The 14206-nt window shown below is 73.3% G+C and carries 11 protein-coding genes; 7 read left to right on the top strand and 4 right to left on the bottom strand.

Annotated features, from left to right (window positions below):
- Positions 1 to 273 precede the first annotated feature (273 nt).
- Complete coding sequence (locus ACVWNX_RS03600; protein ID WP_454412393.1) at positions 274 to 2838, top strand: glyoxal oxidase; 2565 nt, start codon at positions 274 to 276, stop codon at positions 2836 to 2838.
- Between the two features lie 158 nt (positions 2839 to 2996).
- Here the strand turns inward: ACVWNX_RS03600 and ACVWNX_RS03605 are convergent, their stop codons facing one another.
- A complete protein-coding gene (locus tag ACVWNX_RS03605) occupies positions 2997 to 3851 on the bottom strand; it encodes a hypothetical protein (RefSeq protein ID WP_454412394.1) in 855 nt (284 codons plus the stop codon).
- A gap of 103 nt (positions 3852 to 3954) precedes the next feature.
- On the bottom strand, positions 3955 to 5193 hold the full coding sequence (locus tag ACVWNX_RS03610; RefSeq protein ID WP_454412395.1) for an MFS transporter: 1239 nt from the start codon (positions 5191 to 5193) through the stop codon (positions 3955 to 3957).
- 276 nt (positions 5194 to 5469) lie between these two features.
- Here ACVWNX_RS03610 and ACVWNX_RS03615 point away from each other — a divergent pair, with 276 nt between their 5' ends.
- The gene (locus ACVWNX_RS03615) at positions 5470 to 6069 is read left to right on the top strand and encodes a TetR/AcrR family transcriptional regulator (protein ID WP_454412396.1); all 600 of its coding nucleotides are present in this window, start codon (positions 5470 to 5472) and stop codon (positions 6067 to 6069) included.
- A 255-nt stretch (positions 6070 to 6324) separates the two neighbouring features.
- Here ACVWNX_RS03615 and ACVWNX_RS03620 read toward each other — a convergent pair whose 3' ends face one another.
- Positions 6325 to 7773 (bottom strand): fibronectin type III domain-containing protein, encoded by a 1449-nt coding sequence (locus ACVWNX_RS03620; protein ID WP_454412397.1) that lies wholly within the window; start codon positions 7771 to 7773, stop codon positions 6325 to 6327.
- 276 nt (positions 7774 to 8049) lie between these two features.
- On the opposite strand from ACVWNX_RS03620, the gene ACVWNX_RS03625 reads away from it, so the two are divergent.
- A complete protein-coding gene (locus ACVWNX_RS03625) occupies positions 8050 to 8763 on the top strand; it encodes a hypothetical protein (RefSeq protein WP_454412398.1) in 714 nt (237 codons plus the stop codon).
- A gap of 21 nt (positions 8764 to 8784) precedes the next feature.
- Here ACVWNX_RS03625 and ACVWNX_RS03630 read toward each other — a convergent pair whose 3' ends face one another.
- Positions 8785 to 9549, bottom strand: a complete 765-nt coding sequence (locus ACVWNX_RS03630; RefSeq protein ID WP_454412399.1) for a SanA/YdcF family protein — start codon at positions 9547 to 9549, stop codon at positions 8785 to 8787.
- Between the two features lie 196 nt (positions 9550 to 9745).
- On the opposite strand from ACVWNX_RS03630, the gene ACVWNX_RS03635 reads away from it, so the two are divergent.
- From ACVWNX_RS03635 to ACVWNX_RS03650, 4 genes are all read left to right on the top strand, one after another.
- The gene (locus tag ACVWNX_RS03635) at positions 9746 to 10342 is read left to right on the top strand and encodes a TetR/AcrR family transcriptional regulator (RefSeq protein ID WP_454412400.1); all 597 of its coding nucleotides are present in this window, start codon (positions 9746 to 9748) and stop codon (positions 10340 to 10342) included.
- Positions 10339 to 11199 (top strand): SDR family NAD(P)-dependent oxidoreductase, encoded by an 861-nt coding sequence (locus ACVWNX_RS03640; RefSeq protein WP_454412401.1) that lies wholly within the window; start codon positions 10339 to 10341, stop codon positions 11197 to 11199. The genes ACVWNX_RS03635 and ACVWNX_RS03640 overlap by 4 nt, the downstream gene beginning before the upstream one ends.
- A gap of 653 nt (positions 11200 to 11852) precedes the next feature.
- Positions 11853 to 12548, top strand: a complete 696-nt coding sequence (locus ACVWNX_RS03645) for a class I SAM-dependent methyltransferase (protein ID WP_454412402.1) — start codon at positions 11853 to 11855, stop codon at positions 12546 to 12548.
- Between the two features lie 155 nt (positions 12549 to 12703).
- Positions 12704 to 14197 carry a class I adenylate-forming enzyme family protein gene (locus tag ACVWNX_RS03650; RefSeq protein ID WP_454412403.1) on the top strand — a complete coding sequence of 498 codons (1494 nt, stop codon included), beginning with the start codon at positions 12704 to 12706 and terminating at the stop codon, positions 14195 to 14197.
- The last annotated feature ends 9 nt before the right edge of the window (positions 14198 to 14206 follow it).

Consider the following 14206-nt stretch of genomic DNA (forward strand, 5'->3'; position numbering starts at 1 on the left):
AACGGTCCGGTCCCGGAAGCGAGCACGTCCGTGACCGGTGTCGCCCTTCCACGGCTCCGTGGTCCCCGGAATAGCGCGGGGAGAGGCCGCGATCTATCGTGGTGAATGCACACGCCTCCGCCTCATGGACAGTCGCGGCCTGCGGGTGTTTCGGCGTGGTTCAGTGCCCGTCTCCTCTCCGACGCGGCAAATGAATCGTTGGAGGACGCCATGTCCCCTTCACCGCCTGCCATCATCGGCCCGGTCTCGAATTGCAGTCGAGTGGTGCGGATCATGGGCCAGACTCCGAGCGCCCGGGTGAGGATCTACCTCGATGACGAGCCGGTGCCGATCGGCGACGCGCCGGTCGATTGGGCCGACACCTTTATCGCCATCCATCCGTCCCGGCTGGTCCCCGGCAGCACGATACGGGCCACACAGGAGATCGGCGGTCAGGAAAGTCCACGTTCCCCGGCCGGGGAAGTGGTCGAGGAATCCATCAACGGCAATGTGCGCATCCCCGACCCCATCTACGCGTGCGCGCAGGCTGTTCACCTCACCGGCTGCTCTCCCGGCGCCGATCTGCGGGTTTCGCAGGGCGGCGTTCTGCTGGGCGGTGGGACGGCGGTGGGCGACGAGGCCACGATCACGTTCCTTGCTCTCAAGAGGGTGAAATCCGGGCCCGGTGTGGAAGTGACCCAGCGCGTCTGCTCGAATTCCTTCCAGTACCCGACGATGAGCGGTCCGCCGGTCGACCCGCCCCAGCAGAACGAGGGCCTGTACCCGCCGGTCATCGTCAAACCCCTGCTGGAGTGCACCACGCTGGTCGAAGTGGCCGGACTCGTTCCCGGGGCGACTCTGCGACTGTTCCGCGACGGCGCCCCCGTATTCAACGCGCCCATCGCGCACGAGACGGTCCGGGTGAGGCTGCCGAGACTCAAACTCGGTCAGAAGTACGAAGCCCTGCAAGAACTCCCCCTGTGCGTTCTACGGAGCGGAAACCCCGGTAGGGCCACGGTGGAGAAGCTCGATTCCCTGGCACCCCCGCGCATCGACGGGCCGCTGTGCGCCACCCCGCACAAAGTGCTCCTCGGTCGTCTCACGCCGGGCGCGACGGTGATCCTCCTGGCCGACGGTACCGAGATCGGCCGCTGGGAGGCCGGGGCACCGAGCATGCCGGTGGACGTCGGAATCCCCGTGGGCGCGACGTTGAACGCGCGCCAGGAACTCTGCGGCGTGATCAGCCCGACGTCGAGGGGCTACCGCGCGACCTCGGTCCGCCGCGGGCGGTGGTTCCGGGTGGAGGACGAGAACGGCGGCGATCTCCCCGCCCGGTCCTTCGCCATTCACACCGCCCTGGTTCACACGGGCAAGATCGTGATCTTCAGCGGGGACCAGCACAACCGGGCGCAACTCGTGGCGAACCCGCAGGACATCAACCACTGTGAACTCTTCGACTGCGACACATTGACCTTGCGGAAGATCGACGCCCCCAGCAGCGACGTGTTCTGCTCAGGGCACGCGTTCGCGCCTGACGGACGGTTGCTGGTGGCCGGTGGCACCGAGAAGTGGCGGGAGGACGCGGCGGCTCCCCACGGGGCGCACTTCTCGGGACTGTCCCGTGCCTGGACCTTCGACCCCCTGCCGGAGGACGGCCGGTACTGGCGGGGCGCGGAGGACATGCGGGGCGGCGGCCGGTGGTACCCCACGCTGCTCACCCGTCCGAACGGCGCCGTTCTCGCCCTGTCCGGCCATCCCGAAGAAGCGGACCTCGTACGGCACCACAACAACACCATGGAGTCGTGGCGTGGCGGGAACTGGGAAGACCACGGCGAGACGGCCGCCATCGACACCTCGTTCGAGGCAGCGTCCTATCTCTATCCGCGTCTGTTCAGCGGTCCACGGGGTGAGGTGTTCAGCGCCACCCCCATGGCCGCCGAGAGCGGTGTTCCTCCGCACGTACCGCGAAGAAGCGCGAGCTGGTCCGGAACCGGGACGGACTGGAAACGGAACGGTTCGCCACCACCGGGTGGCGGTGGCTGGGGTGCCTACGACGACTTCTACACACCCGCCACGCTGCTCCCGCTCATGGAGGAGGACGGTTTCCGGTTCCAGGTGTTGCGGGCGGGAGACATCGGCACCGACTCCGGTTGGGTGATCGACCTCGGCACCCCGTCGGATCCCGTGAGCGCTCCGACCTGGCAGCGCCTCGGCGACCGGAGCGCCCAGGCCGACGGACGCGCGCGTTTCAACAGCAACCTGGTGCTGCTGCCCAGCGGTGACGTGTTCCTGTGCGGCGGAGTCACGGACGTCGAGGACGACGGCAGCGCGGTGAAGGCTCCTGAGCTCCTCATCCGCACCCCCGATGGCTGGAAGTGGGATCCGAGCCCGTTCCGCGAGGCCAGGTTCGCCCGCAATTACCACTCGACCGCGCTGCTGATGCCGGACGGCCGGGTGTTCACGGGCGGCGGCAACATCGATTCGGAACCCGGCGGAGAGGAACACCGACGCCTCGAACTGGAGATCTACGAGCCGTGGTACGTGTGCCGCCCGCGCCCCCGGATCCTCAACGCCCCCAAGTCCATCGGCCCCGGGGGCAACCTCCGGGTGGACGTCCGGGGGCCCGGCCCGATCACTCAACTCGCCCTGGTGCGCTGTGGCAGCACGACCCACGGCTTCGACTCGGACCAGCGGTACATCGGCCTGAAGGCCGAACCCGGGGGCCCCGGCTGGTACCGGGCGACGATCCCGGACCGGGTCGTCGCCGTCCCGGGCTACTACCTGCTGTTCGCGTGCAGACAGGACGCGGACGGACTCGTCCCCTCTCAGGGCGACTTCCTGCGCATCTATCCGACCTGAATCACGATCGCGCGGATTCGTCCCGGAAGATCGCGCCATCGCCGACCACGCCCGTTCACACCCGGCGGCAAAGGTGCCGTCCGGTCCCGCCCCGGCCCGTCCGTCAGCTCGCGCACGCCCCATCGGTCATGGGACAGGCCCTGGTCCCCGACCCGGCCTCAGGAGGTGTCCTCCACCGGGGCGTACGGCGCGCCGGGCCGGGGGCCGGTGCCCTCGCGGGCCGCGATCCACTTGTCGTGCAGCCACATGGCGGTGGCGCGCCGTCCCCGGGAGGAGTCCCAGCGGACGTCCCGTTCGTAGGTGACGACCTCACCATCGCCGCCCACGATCACCCAGGTGTACAGGCCGCTCTCGTGCCGGGTCTTGACCTTGGCGCCGGAGACGGCGCGCACGGTCCCCGCGCGGTCGCGGACCTCCTCGTCGTGCCGGTCCACCCACTGGGTGGAGAGCCCTTCCGCGTGGTCCGGCGCGAAGCGTTCCAGCCAGGCGAAGGCCGTCCCCTCCGCCGCCTCGTCGGAGGGGACGGACGGGGACTCCGGGTCCGGGGTCATCCGGGTGTAGCCGAGCAGGGTGCCCTCGCGGTCCACGACGGTGGTGACGTGCTCGCCGCCGAGGACGCGCCGGGTGCCCCGTTCGTAGCGGACGACCGTCACCGGGCGGTCCTCGTGGGCCTCCCGGCGGACCCGCACCGCCCGCCAGCCGTCCGGGACGGCCGGGAGTCCCGCGTCGGCCAGGGCCTTCCCCGACCGGTGGACGGCGGAACGCTCCTCGTCGCCGCCCCGGGCCGGGGATCCGCTGTCCTGGGGTACGGGTGTCACGTCGTCCTCCTGGGGTTCCTTCGGGGATTCACGGCGGGGTTCCTCCGGGGCGCCGCCCGGCGGGCCGGTGACCGGTGCGACCGGCCCGGCACGGCCGGGGGACGCGTCGCCGTCGGCGGCGGTGAGCAGCAGCGTCGCGCCCAGCGCGCAGACACCGCCGAGGGCGAGCGCAGGGAGGAGGGTGCGGGATCGCATGGGAGTGATCGTTCCTTTCTCGGGACGGACGACGCCTCGCGGGACGGACGTCCGCCGGGGCGGACGTCCCGGTACGCCGTCGAGGCGACGGGTTTCCGGGGGCTCAGCGGTCCGCGTACCGTCGCGACACCGCCAGCGCGGCCGTGGCCGCCCCGGCGCACAGGACTCCCGCGACCACCACGGCGGCGGTCGCGAAGTCGTCGGCGACGGCGGTCGCCAGCGGCGGGCCGAGGCTCGCCCCGGTGAAGAGGGCGAAGGTGTAGAGCGCGACCGCCGCGCCACGGGCCGGTCCCGCCCGGGAGCCGACGGCCTCCACGAGGGCGGGCGCGGTGACCGCGACCGCGAAGACGAAGACGGCCAGCAGGAGTCCGAGGACCAGCGGGTCCGGACCGTCACCCTCCGACGCGAGCAGCGCGGTCACTCCGCTCACCGCGCCCGCCAGCGACAGCGCCCCGACCACCCGGCGTTCGGCGGGCAGCCGGGCGAGCAGGGGCGTGACCAACGGCACCAGCAGCATCGCGGGCAGCGCGCCGGCCCGCAGGAGCAGCATCGCGTCGGGCCGGTCGGCCAGCGCGGCGGGGCCGGTGGTCTGGAGCGCGGTGTAGACGGCGACGAAACCGCCCAGCGGGGTGAGCGCGGCCAGCAGGAGCAGCGCCGTGGAGCGGCGGGTGAGCAGTCGCCCCATGGCCCGGTAGGCGTCGGGGGCCGAGACGGCGGCGGGGCTCCGGTCGGGCAGGAGCACGGCACGCGTCAGCGCCGCCGCGCCCACCATGGCCACGGCGCAGACCAGGAAGACGGCCCGCCAGCCCCACGCCCCGGCCACGGACTGCGAGAAGACCTGGCCGAGGACCCCGGCCGCCAGGAACGAGCTGGTCAACCAGGTCACGGCGACCGCCTGCCAGGACGGTTCGACCCGTTCGGCGAGGTAGGCGAAGGCGGCGGGCGCGAAGGCCGCCGCCGCCAGGCCCTGCGCGGTACGCGCGGCGCAGCCCGTCACGAGGCCGGGCGCCAGCGCGACGGCGGCCGTGGCGAGTGCGGTGAGCAGCAGTCCGGCGACGATGACGCGGCGGCGGCCGAAGCGGTCGGAGAGGGGGCCGGAGAGCAGGAATCCGGCGGCGTACCCCAGGCCGAAGGAGGTGGTGGCCCAGCCCGCCGCCGCGGTGGTCGTGGACCAGGAGTGGGCGAGGTCGGGCAGGACCGGGAGGACGGTGTAGAGCTGCCCGACGACGAGCACGCCCACCGCGCACAGGACGGGGACGACGGCCGCCCCCTGCGCGACGGCGCGGCTCCCGCGTCCGCCCACGGCCCCCGGCGCGACGGCCCGGCTCCCGGGTCCGTCCACGACCCCCGTCCCAGTGCCGTCCCCGCCGCCACCGCCACCGGCCTCGACCCCGGGTCCCGTCCCGGTCGGTAACCGGCCGGAGGAGGAAGCCGGTACAGGGGTGGCGAAAGCCGGTACGGGAGCGAGGGAAGGCGGCGCTGCGGTCGGCGCGGCGGTCCGGGGAGCCGACCCCCGTGCCGTGACGTTCGAGTCCGTTGTCGTCATGCCGCCCATGACACCAACCAACTAGTTGGTTGTCAACGGTGAGCCAACTGTCCGGTTGGGTAAGGTGGGCGCATGGCGAGGGACACGGCCGTGACGCGGCACAAGCTTCTGACGGCGGCGCGGCGGGAGTTCGCCGCCCGGGGGGTGGCGGGCGCCCGGGTCGACCGCATCGCGGAACTGGCCGGGGTCAACAAGGAACGGGTGTACGGCCACTTCGGCAGCAAGGAGGGGTTGTTCGCGGCGACGCTGGGCGCCGCGATGGACGAACTCGCCGAGGAAGTCGGCAGACCGGGCGACGACGTCCCCGCCTGGGTGGGCTCGGTGTACGACTTCCACCGGGAACGGCCCGAGCTGCTGCGGCTGTTGCTCTGGGAGGCCCTGGCCGACGAGGGCGCCGGGCTCCCGGGCGGAGAGCGGCGGGCCGGGGGCTACGCCCTGAAGGTGGACGCCCTGGCGGACCGGCTGGGCGTGGAGCCCGGTTCCCGGGCGGCCGTCGCGCTGCTCTCCCTCATCGGCCTCGCCGCCTGGCCGCACGCGGTGCCGCAGCTCACCCGGCTGGTCCTCGGCCCCCACCCGGAGGAGGGCGACCGGGACCAGGCCGTGCGTGACGTCATCGTGGAGCTGGCGGCCGGAGTGGTGGACAGGGCCCGTGGGACGGGAACGGCGGGGTAGCTCCCTGTTCCCGTCCGCCCGGAATCGGAACGGGACCGGGCGGACGGGTGGGCAGGCGGGCGAGCAGGAACCGGGAGCGGGAGCGGGGAGTCGCCAACCGGCGGACCCCGGCCCCAAGCCCCGGCTCGGACCAGCCCAGCGCAACCCGGCCGGCCCCCGACGACCACCCCGGCAGCGCCACGCCCTCCGGTCAACCCGACGGACGACCGGCGGGCGGGCGGAGGCGGCTGACGGACCGGACCGCGGGACGGCCGCTCAGCGGGCGGCCGGTGCGGAGACCGCCCAGTCGCCCGCCGGGACGGACTCGGTGCCGTCCGCCGCGACGGCCGTCACCCAGTAGTACGAGGTGGTGCCCCGCCCGGCCCCGGTGTCGACGTAGGAGGAACCGCCTCTTCCGACGTCGGCGATCTTCTCGTAGGCGGCCGTCGCGGGGTTCCAGCGGTGGACGCGGTAGCCGCGCGCCGCCTGCGGGGCGGACGGGCCGAGCCCGGTCCACCGCACCGAGTTGCCCTCGGCCCCTTCCGCGCCCCGCGCGGTGACCGTCAGCGGCGAGCCCTCCGGGGTGGGGACGCCCGGGGTGGTGTCGTGCTCCGTCGCGGTCACGACGTGGGCGCTCCCGGTCTGGCGCAGGGACGAGTTCCCGGCCGCGTCCAGCACGTCCACGAAGAAGCACGTCTCGTCCCCGTCGGGGAGGGTGAGGTAGTCGTGGGAGGTGGTGCCGACGCCGAGGTACTCGACCGCGTCGCCGTAACAGACCCGCTCCTCACCGTCTCCCAGGGGCTCCCCCCAGTGGACCACGTAGGTCTTGGCGTCGGAGGCCCCGCTCCGGTCCCACTTCAGGGCGAAGCCGTACCCGGTCGGCCTGACCTTCAGCCCGGTGACCGCCGAAGGCGCGGTGCGGTCCTCCGTCCTGACCTTGACCGGGGCGGAGCGCGCGGACCGGTTCCCGGCCTTGTCGTGGGCACGGACCTCGTACAGGTAGGTGTCACCGGTGGGGGGCACGGCGGTGTCGGTGAACGAGGTCGAGGTGGTCGTCGCCAGCGGCCGGGTGCTCGGGGAGGCTCCCGTCACCCGGCGGTACACCCGGTATCCGGCGAGGTCCATTTCCCTGTTCTTCGCCCAGGTCAGCTTGGTCCGGCCGGTGGCCCGGTCGTAGGCCGCCGAAAGGCCCCCGGGGACGAGCGGCTTGACCCGGTCGACGGTGGCGGAGGTGCGGGGCGCGTACGTGAAGTCGACGTCCGCGTTCCCGGTCCAGTTGACGAAGTCGACCCGCAGGGTGTGCTTCCCGCGCGGCACCGTGACGTTCACCGTCTTCTTCCGCGTACCGGAGACGTCGCTCCAGAGGTCGACCTTCCGGACGCCGTCGAGGTGGACGCGGACGCCGTCCCGGGCCCCGACCCGGAAGGTGAAGGGGCCGCCGGAGCCGAAGTCCCGGGTGACCGACCAGCGGACCCCGAACTTGTCCTTCGGCAGGCCGGACGCGGGGGCTCCCGCCCTCCAGTCCTCGTCGACCGCGCTGTCGCAGTCGGTCTTGCGGGGCGCGCCGGAGAAGGTGGTGTTCGCGAAGAACTCCCGGGTGAACACGGGCGACGCGCACCTCGCGGGAGCGGCGGCGGCCGGGGCGACGGCGATGAGCAGTGTTCCGGCGGTGGCGAGGACGACGGCGGTGGCGGTGACGGCCGTCGTGCTTCTGGCTGGGTTCATTCGGCCCTCTGGAGGGGTGTCTCGTCGGTCGGCGCGAAGGGCCGACACCCACACGACTCCCGGAACGGGATCTTGGTTGCACGGAACCGGTGACCGGACGAACGGGGGATGTCAGTGGGGCTGCGAGGATGCGGAGCGGACGGTGGCGGAACGGGCCGCGCGCCCTCAAGCGATGCGGCCGTGAACGACCGGACAGCACAGCGCCCGGACAGGCCGACAGGCGTAGGAGCGGACGACCGGCGACCGGCGACCGGACGGCACAAGAGGGGGAACCCGATGTCGACGCACGAGATCGAGGACCTGGTCTCGGACTCGGTCCGTGTCCTGGACGCCCGCGCCGAGCCGGAGGATCCGCGCGTCCGGGACTGGTTCGCGGCGCTGTACGGCTTCCAGGACGGATACGACTGCTCGTTCACGCACTTCCGGGTGATGGACGCCCTGTTGCGCCGCCGGTACGCGTACCGCTTCCCGCTCGACCGGCACCCCGACCACGCCGAGCGGCCCGGACTCTTCGAGGCGCTGACCGGGTTCACCGCGCTGCGCGCGTTCGACGAGGACTCCCCCGGCTTCGACGGCTACGGGTCCTGGCTGGAGGACGGCTACGCCGATCCGCCGTTCCTGTACTGCGACGCGGGGACCGTGCTGTGGCGCCGGATGGTCGCCGCCGGGGAACTCCACGGCCCCGACGCCGTCCCGCTCCGCCGCACCCCGCTGATCGAGGCGGTCAGCGAGGTCGCCCTCGCCGCCGAGCGGGAAGGGGACCGCGAACTCGTCGCCGACTGGTACGCGTTCGGCTGCGAGACCCTCCTCGGCGGCCCTGCGGGCTGCCCCTTCGACGTGGCCGAGCTGGCCGGGACGCCCGCCGTGCGGGAACTGCGCGCGGTGGTCCTGCGCACCGACGCCCTACCACTCGCGCGACGGTCGCCGTACGCGGTTCCCCTGGAGTTCGCCGCCCACCACGACCTGGAAAGCTGGTGGTGGGAGCCGTAGTTCCGGCCCCGGGCGGCGGGGTCATCCGCCGTTCGCGACGAGCGCCTCCTGGACGCCCTTCTCCTTGGCGCCCAGGAAACGCGGGTCCGGTTCGAGCAGGACGTCCAGCGCTCCCTTGCCCGCCGCGAAGACCTCCCGGGCCTTGCCGTGGTACCAGCTGGAGTCGAGCCGCTCGGTGACCCCGATGCCGTAGGACTCGACCCCCGCCGAACGGCAGAGCGTCACCGCGCGGCGGATGTGGAAGTCCTGCGTCACCAGCACGGCCCGGTCGACACCGAAGACCTTCTTGGCCCTGACGCAGGAGTCCCAGGTGTCGAAGCCCGCGTAGTCGCTGACGACGTGTCCGTCGGGCACCCCGCGCGCGGTGAGGTACGTCCGCATGGCGTCGGGCTCGTCGTACTCCACCCGGCTGTTGTCCCCGGTCACCAGAACCACCTTGACCTTGCCCGCGCGGTACAGGTCCACCGCCGCGTCCAGCCGGTGCGCCAGGTACCTCGTCGGCTCGCCGTCCCGCAGCCCGGCGCCGAAGACCACCGCCACGTCCTGCTTCGGCACCTCGGCGACCGTGGTGATCCTGTCGTCCGCGACCAGGTGCATCCAGGTGGTCGGCGCGAGGGCGAGGACCGACGCGACCATGGCCGTCTGCACCAGCCGCCGTTGCGCCCGGCGGGACCTCGGCAGCCCCGGCCTCGGCAGCGCGCGCAGCCGGAGGCGGAGGCGGAGGGCGGTGCCGGACGGCACGAGCCGCCGGAGCCGTTCCGTCGGGAACATTCGTCGTCGCGTCATAACCTGGTCGGACGTCTGCCGGGGGCGGATGGTTCTCGGGTGCCCGCCGCCCGGTGGGCACCGGCGGCTTCCGTCGCGCCGCCCCGCCGTGGTCACCGTCGTCCCGTCGCCGTGACAGCGCCGCCCTGCCGCCCCCGATCAGCCTCACGACAACGGGACTTGACACTTCACCCCCACCGGAATGAACATTCATTCCGTGAACCCAAGGAAACCGGATCTCGCCCGGTCCCTCATCGACGCCGCCATCGCCCTGTTCGCCGAGCGGACCTACGAGGGCACCCAGATGCCCGCCGTGGCCCAGCGCGCGGGGGTCGGGGTGGGGAGCATCTACCGCTACTTCCCGAGCAAGGAGGCGCTCGGGAACGCCGCGTTCCAGCACGCCAAGCGCGATCTGCTGGAGCGGCTGGCCGACGCGGTCGCCGAAGGCGGACCCACCTCCTCGATCCGGGTGGAGTTCGGCCGCTTCTGGCGGGGCTTCGCCCGGTTCGCGACGGACCGGCCGGACGCCTTCGTCTTCCTGGAGCACCAGCAGCACGACACGTACCTCAACCCCGAGAGCGTCGGGCTCGCCCTGGAGATCGACCGCGTCGCCGCCGACTTCATCGCCCGTGGACAGCGGGCCGGTGAGATCCGCGAGGGCGACGCGGGCCACCTGGTGGCGCTGGCCCTGGGCGCGTTCGCGGGTCTGGTCCGGCTCCAGCGGCCCGGCGGACTGGAAGCCCTCGACCCCGACGACCTCGACCGGGCGGAAGCCGCCGTCTGGGACCTCCTGCACCGAAAGGACGGGTCATGACCACCGCGCCACTGACCGTACTGATCACCGGCTGTTCCTCGGGGATGGGACGGGAGGCCGCACTCGCCCTCCACCGCCTCGGCCACCACGTCCACGCCACGGCCCGGCGCCCCGGCTCCCTCGCCGACCTGGCGGCCCTGGGCATCGCCACCCACCCGCTGGACGTCACGGACGAGGCGGGCATGACCGCCGCGGTGGCCGCGGTCGAGGCCGGACGCGGCGGGATCGACGTCCTGATCAACAACGCCGCCTACGGACTGCACTCGCCCGTCGAGACGGCGTCCCCGGAGGAGGTCCGCGCCCAGTTCGACACCAACGTCTTCGGGCTGGTGCGGATGGCGCAACTGGTCCTGCCCGGGATGCGGCGCGCCGGACGCGGCAGGATCGTCAACATCTCCTCCATGGGCGGCCGGTTCTCCCCGCCCGGAGGGGCCTTCTACCACGCCAGCAAGCACGCGGTGGAGGCCATCAGCGACTCCCTGCGGCTCGAGGTGTCCGGGCTCGGCGTCCAGGTGGTGGTGGTCCAGCCCGGGCCGACCATGACCGAGTTCGGATCGACAGCGGTGGGCACCATGCGCCACGACCCGGCGCCCGGGGCGGCGGGTGACCCGTACGCGGACTTCCGCCGTGAACTGGCCGCGATGTACGCCGAGCGCACCTTCACCCGGCGCGGGGGCGCCGCCTCGGCGGAGACCGCCACCCGGGTGGTGGTGCGCGCCGCGACCGTCGCCCGGCCCCGCGCCCGCTACGCCATCGGCACCACGGCCCGTGCCACCATGCTCGCCAAACGGCTGCTGCCGGACGCGGCGTTCGACGCGATCATGCGACGCGCCTTCCCCCTCCCGAGAGCGGCCTGACCGGACGCCAGCGGATTCCACGGGCCGTCACCGGCCGCCGTCGGGCGGCGCGGTGGCGGCCCGTCCGCGAGCGCGGGGTCGCTCCTCGACCCCGCGCCGGGCGTGGGCGGCGGCCCACCCTCCGGTCCCGACCGGTGAGCCGTTGCCCGAAGCCCGGACCGGAGCGGAGGCGGAACCGCTGGAAGGGTTCCTGGACGCGCCGTCCCGGGAACTCCGTTCGGCGGTCGCCGTGTTCGAGTCCGGACGGCTGACCGACGCCACCGTCCGCCACGAGGTGCGTCCCCCGGATCTGACGGCCATCGCCCTCCCCCGCCGGGCTGCCACCCCGACCGGACGTCCTCCTCACCAGCGGTTCAGATCGACCGCCCGTGGCCGTGCGGTGCGCGGACCGGCGGGGGTCGTCGGCGGTGGCCCGTTCCCCGGCACCCGGCGAGGGCGAGGTCACGAGCGGGCGCGTCCTCACGCATCAGTCTCCGTGAGCCCTGTGAGCACCGCAAAGTATTGGTCCGGCCGTTCCGGCGCCGGAAGAATCTGAGCGGGCCCCGCCAGGGCCCCGGCCGACCGGCCGGGGTGTCCTGTGCGCCGCCACGCCCGCGTCCCGTTCCCCCACGCCGACGCGCGACCCCGCCCCGCCCCGCCGGAAGGAAGACACCGTGTCGCAGAACTTCACCATCCAGGGCAACGACCTCTGGGACCCGACCACCTTCGACTCGCTGCGCCGTCAGCTGATCCCCTCCTTCGACCTGTTGTACGACAGCGCGGTGCAGACGGTGGCCATGACGGTCGGCGGGGAACGGCCGCGCGTCCTCGACCTGGGCGCGGGGACCGGGCTGCTCAGCGCCCGGCTGCTGGAGCGGCTCCCCGGCGCCGATGTGACGCTGATGGACCGGTCCGAGGCGATGCTCTCCCAGGCGCGCGGCAGGTTCGCGGCGGATCAACGGGTCCGGGTGCTGGTGGCGGACCTGGTGGACCCCCTGCCACCCGGCCGTTTCGACGCGGTCGTCTCGGGACTCGCGATCCACCATCTGCCCCACGAGGAGAAGCGACGGCTGTTCACGCGCATCCGGCGGAGCCTCGGCCCGGGCGGTGTCTTCGTGCACGTGGAGCAGTTGCTCGGAGCGCGACCGTGGCTGGAGGGGATGTACGACCGGATGCACGAGGCGCATGTGGTCCGTTCCGGTACGCCCGAGGAGGAGTGGGCTGCGGGCCGGGAGCGCATGAGGTTCGACATCCCCGTCGACCTCGACACCCAGTTGGAGTGGCTGCGGGCCGCCGGGTTCGACCAAGTGGACTGTCTCGCCAAGGACTGGCGCTTCGCGACCTACGCGGGCTGGGTCGCCGCGCCCTGACCCCGGGGCGGACGGACCACGAGGCGTTCCCACCGCCCGGCGGCTTCCACCGTCCCGGCGACGCCCGGACGGGCACCGGGAACGCCCGTGGTCCCCGCGTCCCGAAGGTCCCGCGTCCGGACACCGGACCCACCACCGAGGAGACGGAACGCGTCATGCTGTTCGAAACCATCCGGGGCATCGCCGCCGGACGCCCCGAGGCCACGGCGGTGGAAACCGTCGACGGGGAGAGCTGTACCTACGCGCGGCTGGTCGCACGGGCCGAGTCGCTGGCGGCGGGACTGAGCGCCCGGGGCGTCGGGCCGGGCGACACGGTGGTCTGCCACGGGCTGCCCAACACCCCCGACTACGTGGCGTTCGTCCTCGCCGTGGCCGCGCTGCGCGCCTGCTACGTACCCGTCCTGGCGGATTTCGACGGCGCGGCCGTCGACCGGGCGCTCGCCCTCGCCCGCCCGGTGCTCTGGGTGGGCTCCCCGCACCGCGACGCCGAGGGGGCCGTTCCCCGGGTCGACCTCGCCGCCCTGCCGCTCACCGGTTCCGGAACCGGTGCGGACGCCGGAACCGGACCCCGCGCGGGCGCCGGGCCGCTGGCGACCGGGCACGCGGACCGGGTCTTCCGGCGGCTGTGGACCTCCGGCTCCACCAAGTCGCCCAAACTGGTGTCCTGGAAACAGGGGCCGTTCGTCCGCGAACGACTGCGCTGGGTGGCCGACATCGGCGTCGGGGAGTCCGACACCGTCCTGTGCCGTCACACCCTGGACGTGGCGCACGCCACGGACCTGCACGTCTTCGCCGCGCTGCTGGCCGGTGCCCGGCTGCTGCTGACCGATCCCCGTACCCCGCCCGCCGTGCTGCTGCGCCAGCTCGCCCGGCACCGCGTCACCATGATGAGCGCGCTCCCCCGGCACTACGAGGACCTCGTGGCGGCGGCGAGGACGTCGCCCACCGCACTGCCCGCGCTGCGGCGGCCGCTGTGCGGCGGGGCGTACGTCAGCCCCGCGTTGATGGAGTCCTGCGCGCGGACCCTGGGCGTCCACCTCCGGCAGGTCTACGGTTCGACCGAGTTCGGGCTCGGACTGGGCAACATGGACGACGTGGTCCAGAGCGCGGCGGGGATGGTGCCCGTCGGCGGGGTGACGGCCCGTCTCGCCCCGCTGGACGACGACCCCGGGTCCGGTCTGGGCGTGCTGGTGCTGTCCTCGGACTGCACCAGCGAGGGGTATCTCCACGACGACGAGGCCAACGCGGTCACCTTCCGCGACGGGGAGTTCTGGACCGGGGACATCGCCCAGCACGTCGCCGACGGCTCGTACCGCGTGCTGGGCCGGACGACGGACGCCGTCCGGACGGTGAACGGTCCGCTCCCCTCACCGGTCCTCGACGGACTCATCGCCGATCACTGCCCGGCGGTCGCCGAGTCCGTCAGCGTGCCCCCCGAGCCGGAGGTCTACGCGCCGGAGGTACTGGTCGTGGTGCGGCCCGTGGAGGGCGTCCTCGCGGGCGCGGCGGCCGCGCAGATCCGGGAGGTGCTGCGGCCACTGGGGGTCGACGGCGTGGTCCGGGAGGTGGAATCGGTGCCGCGCACCGTCGTGGGCAAGCCGGACAAGCCCCTCATCCGACGGCGCTGGGCCCCGCGGCGCACACCGTGAACCGTGCTC

Source organism: Streptomyces sp. JNUCC 64, from assembly GCF_054484115.1.

Excerpts from the sequence above, each read along its gene's own strand:
- ACVWNX_RS03600 (WP_454412393.1), top strand. The coding sequence starts at position 274 with ATGGGCCAGACTCCGAGCGCCCGGGTGAGGATCTACCTCGATGACGAG.
- ACVWNX_RS03605 (WP_454412394.1), bottom strand. The coding sequence starts at position 3,851 with ATGCGATCCCGCACCCTCCTCCCTGCGCTCGCCCTCGGCGGTGTCTGC.
- ACVWNX_RS03615 (WP_454412396.1), top strand. The coding sequence starts at position 5,470 with ATGGCGAGGGACACGGCCGTGACGCGGCACAAGCTTCTGACGGCGGCG.
- ACVWNX_RS03620 (WP_454412397.1), bottom strand. The coding sequence starts at position 7,773 with ATGAACCCAGCCAGAAGCACGACGGCCGTCACCGCCACCGCCGTCGTC.
- ACVWNX_RS03625 (WP_454412398.1), top strand. The coding sequence starts at position 8,050 with ATGTCGACGCACGAGATCGAGGACCTGGTCTCGGACTCGGTCCGTGTC.
- ACVWNX_RS03630 (WP_454412399.1), bottom strand. The coding sequence starts at position 9,549 with ATGACGCGACGACGAATGTTCCCGACGGAACGGCTCCGGCGGCTCGTG.
- ACVWNX_RS03640 (WP_454412401.1), top strand. The coding sequence starts at position 10,339 with ATGACCACCGCGCCACTGACCGTACTGATCACCGGCTGTTCCTCGGGG.
- ACVWNX_RS03650 (WP_454412403.1), top strand. The coding sequence starts at position 12,704 with ATGCTGTTCGAAACCATCCGGGGCATCGCCGCCGGACGCCCCGAGGCC.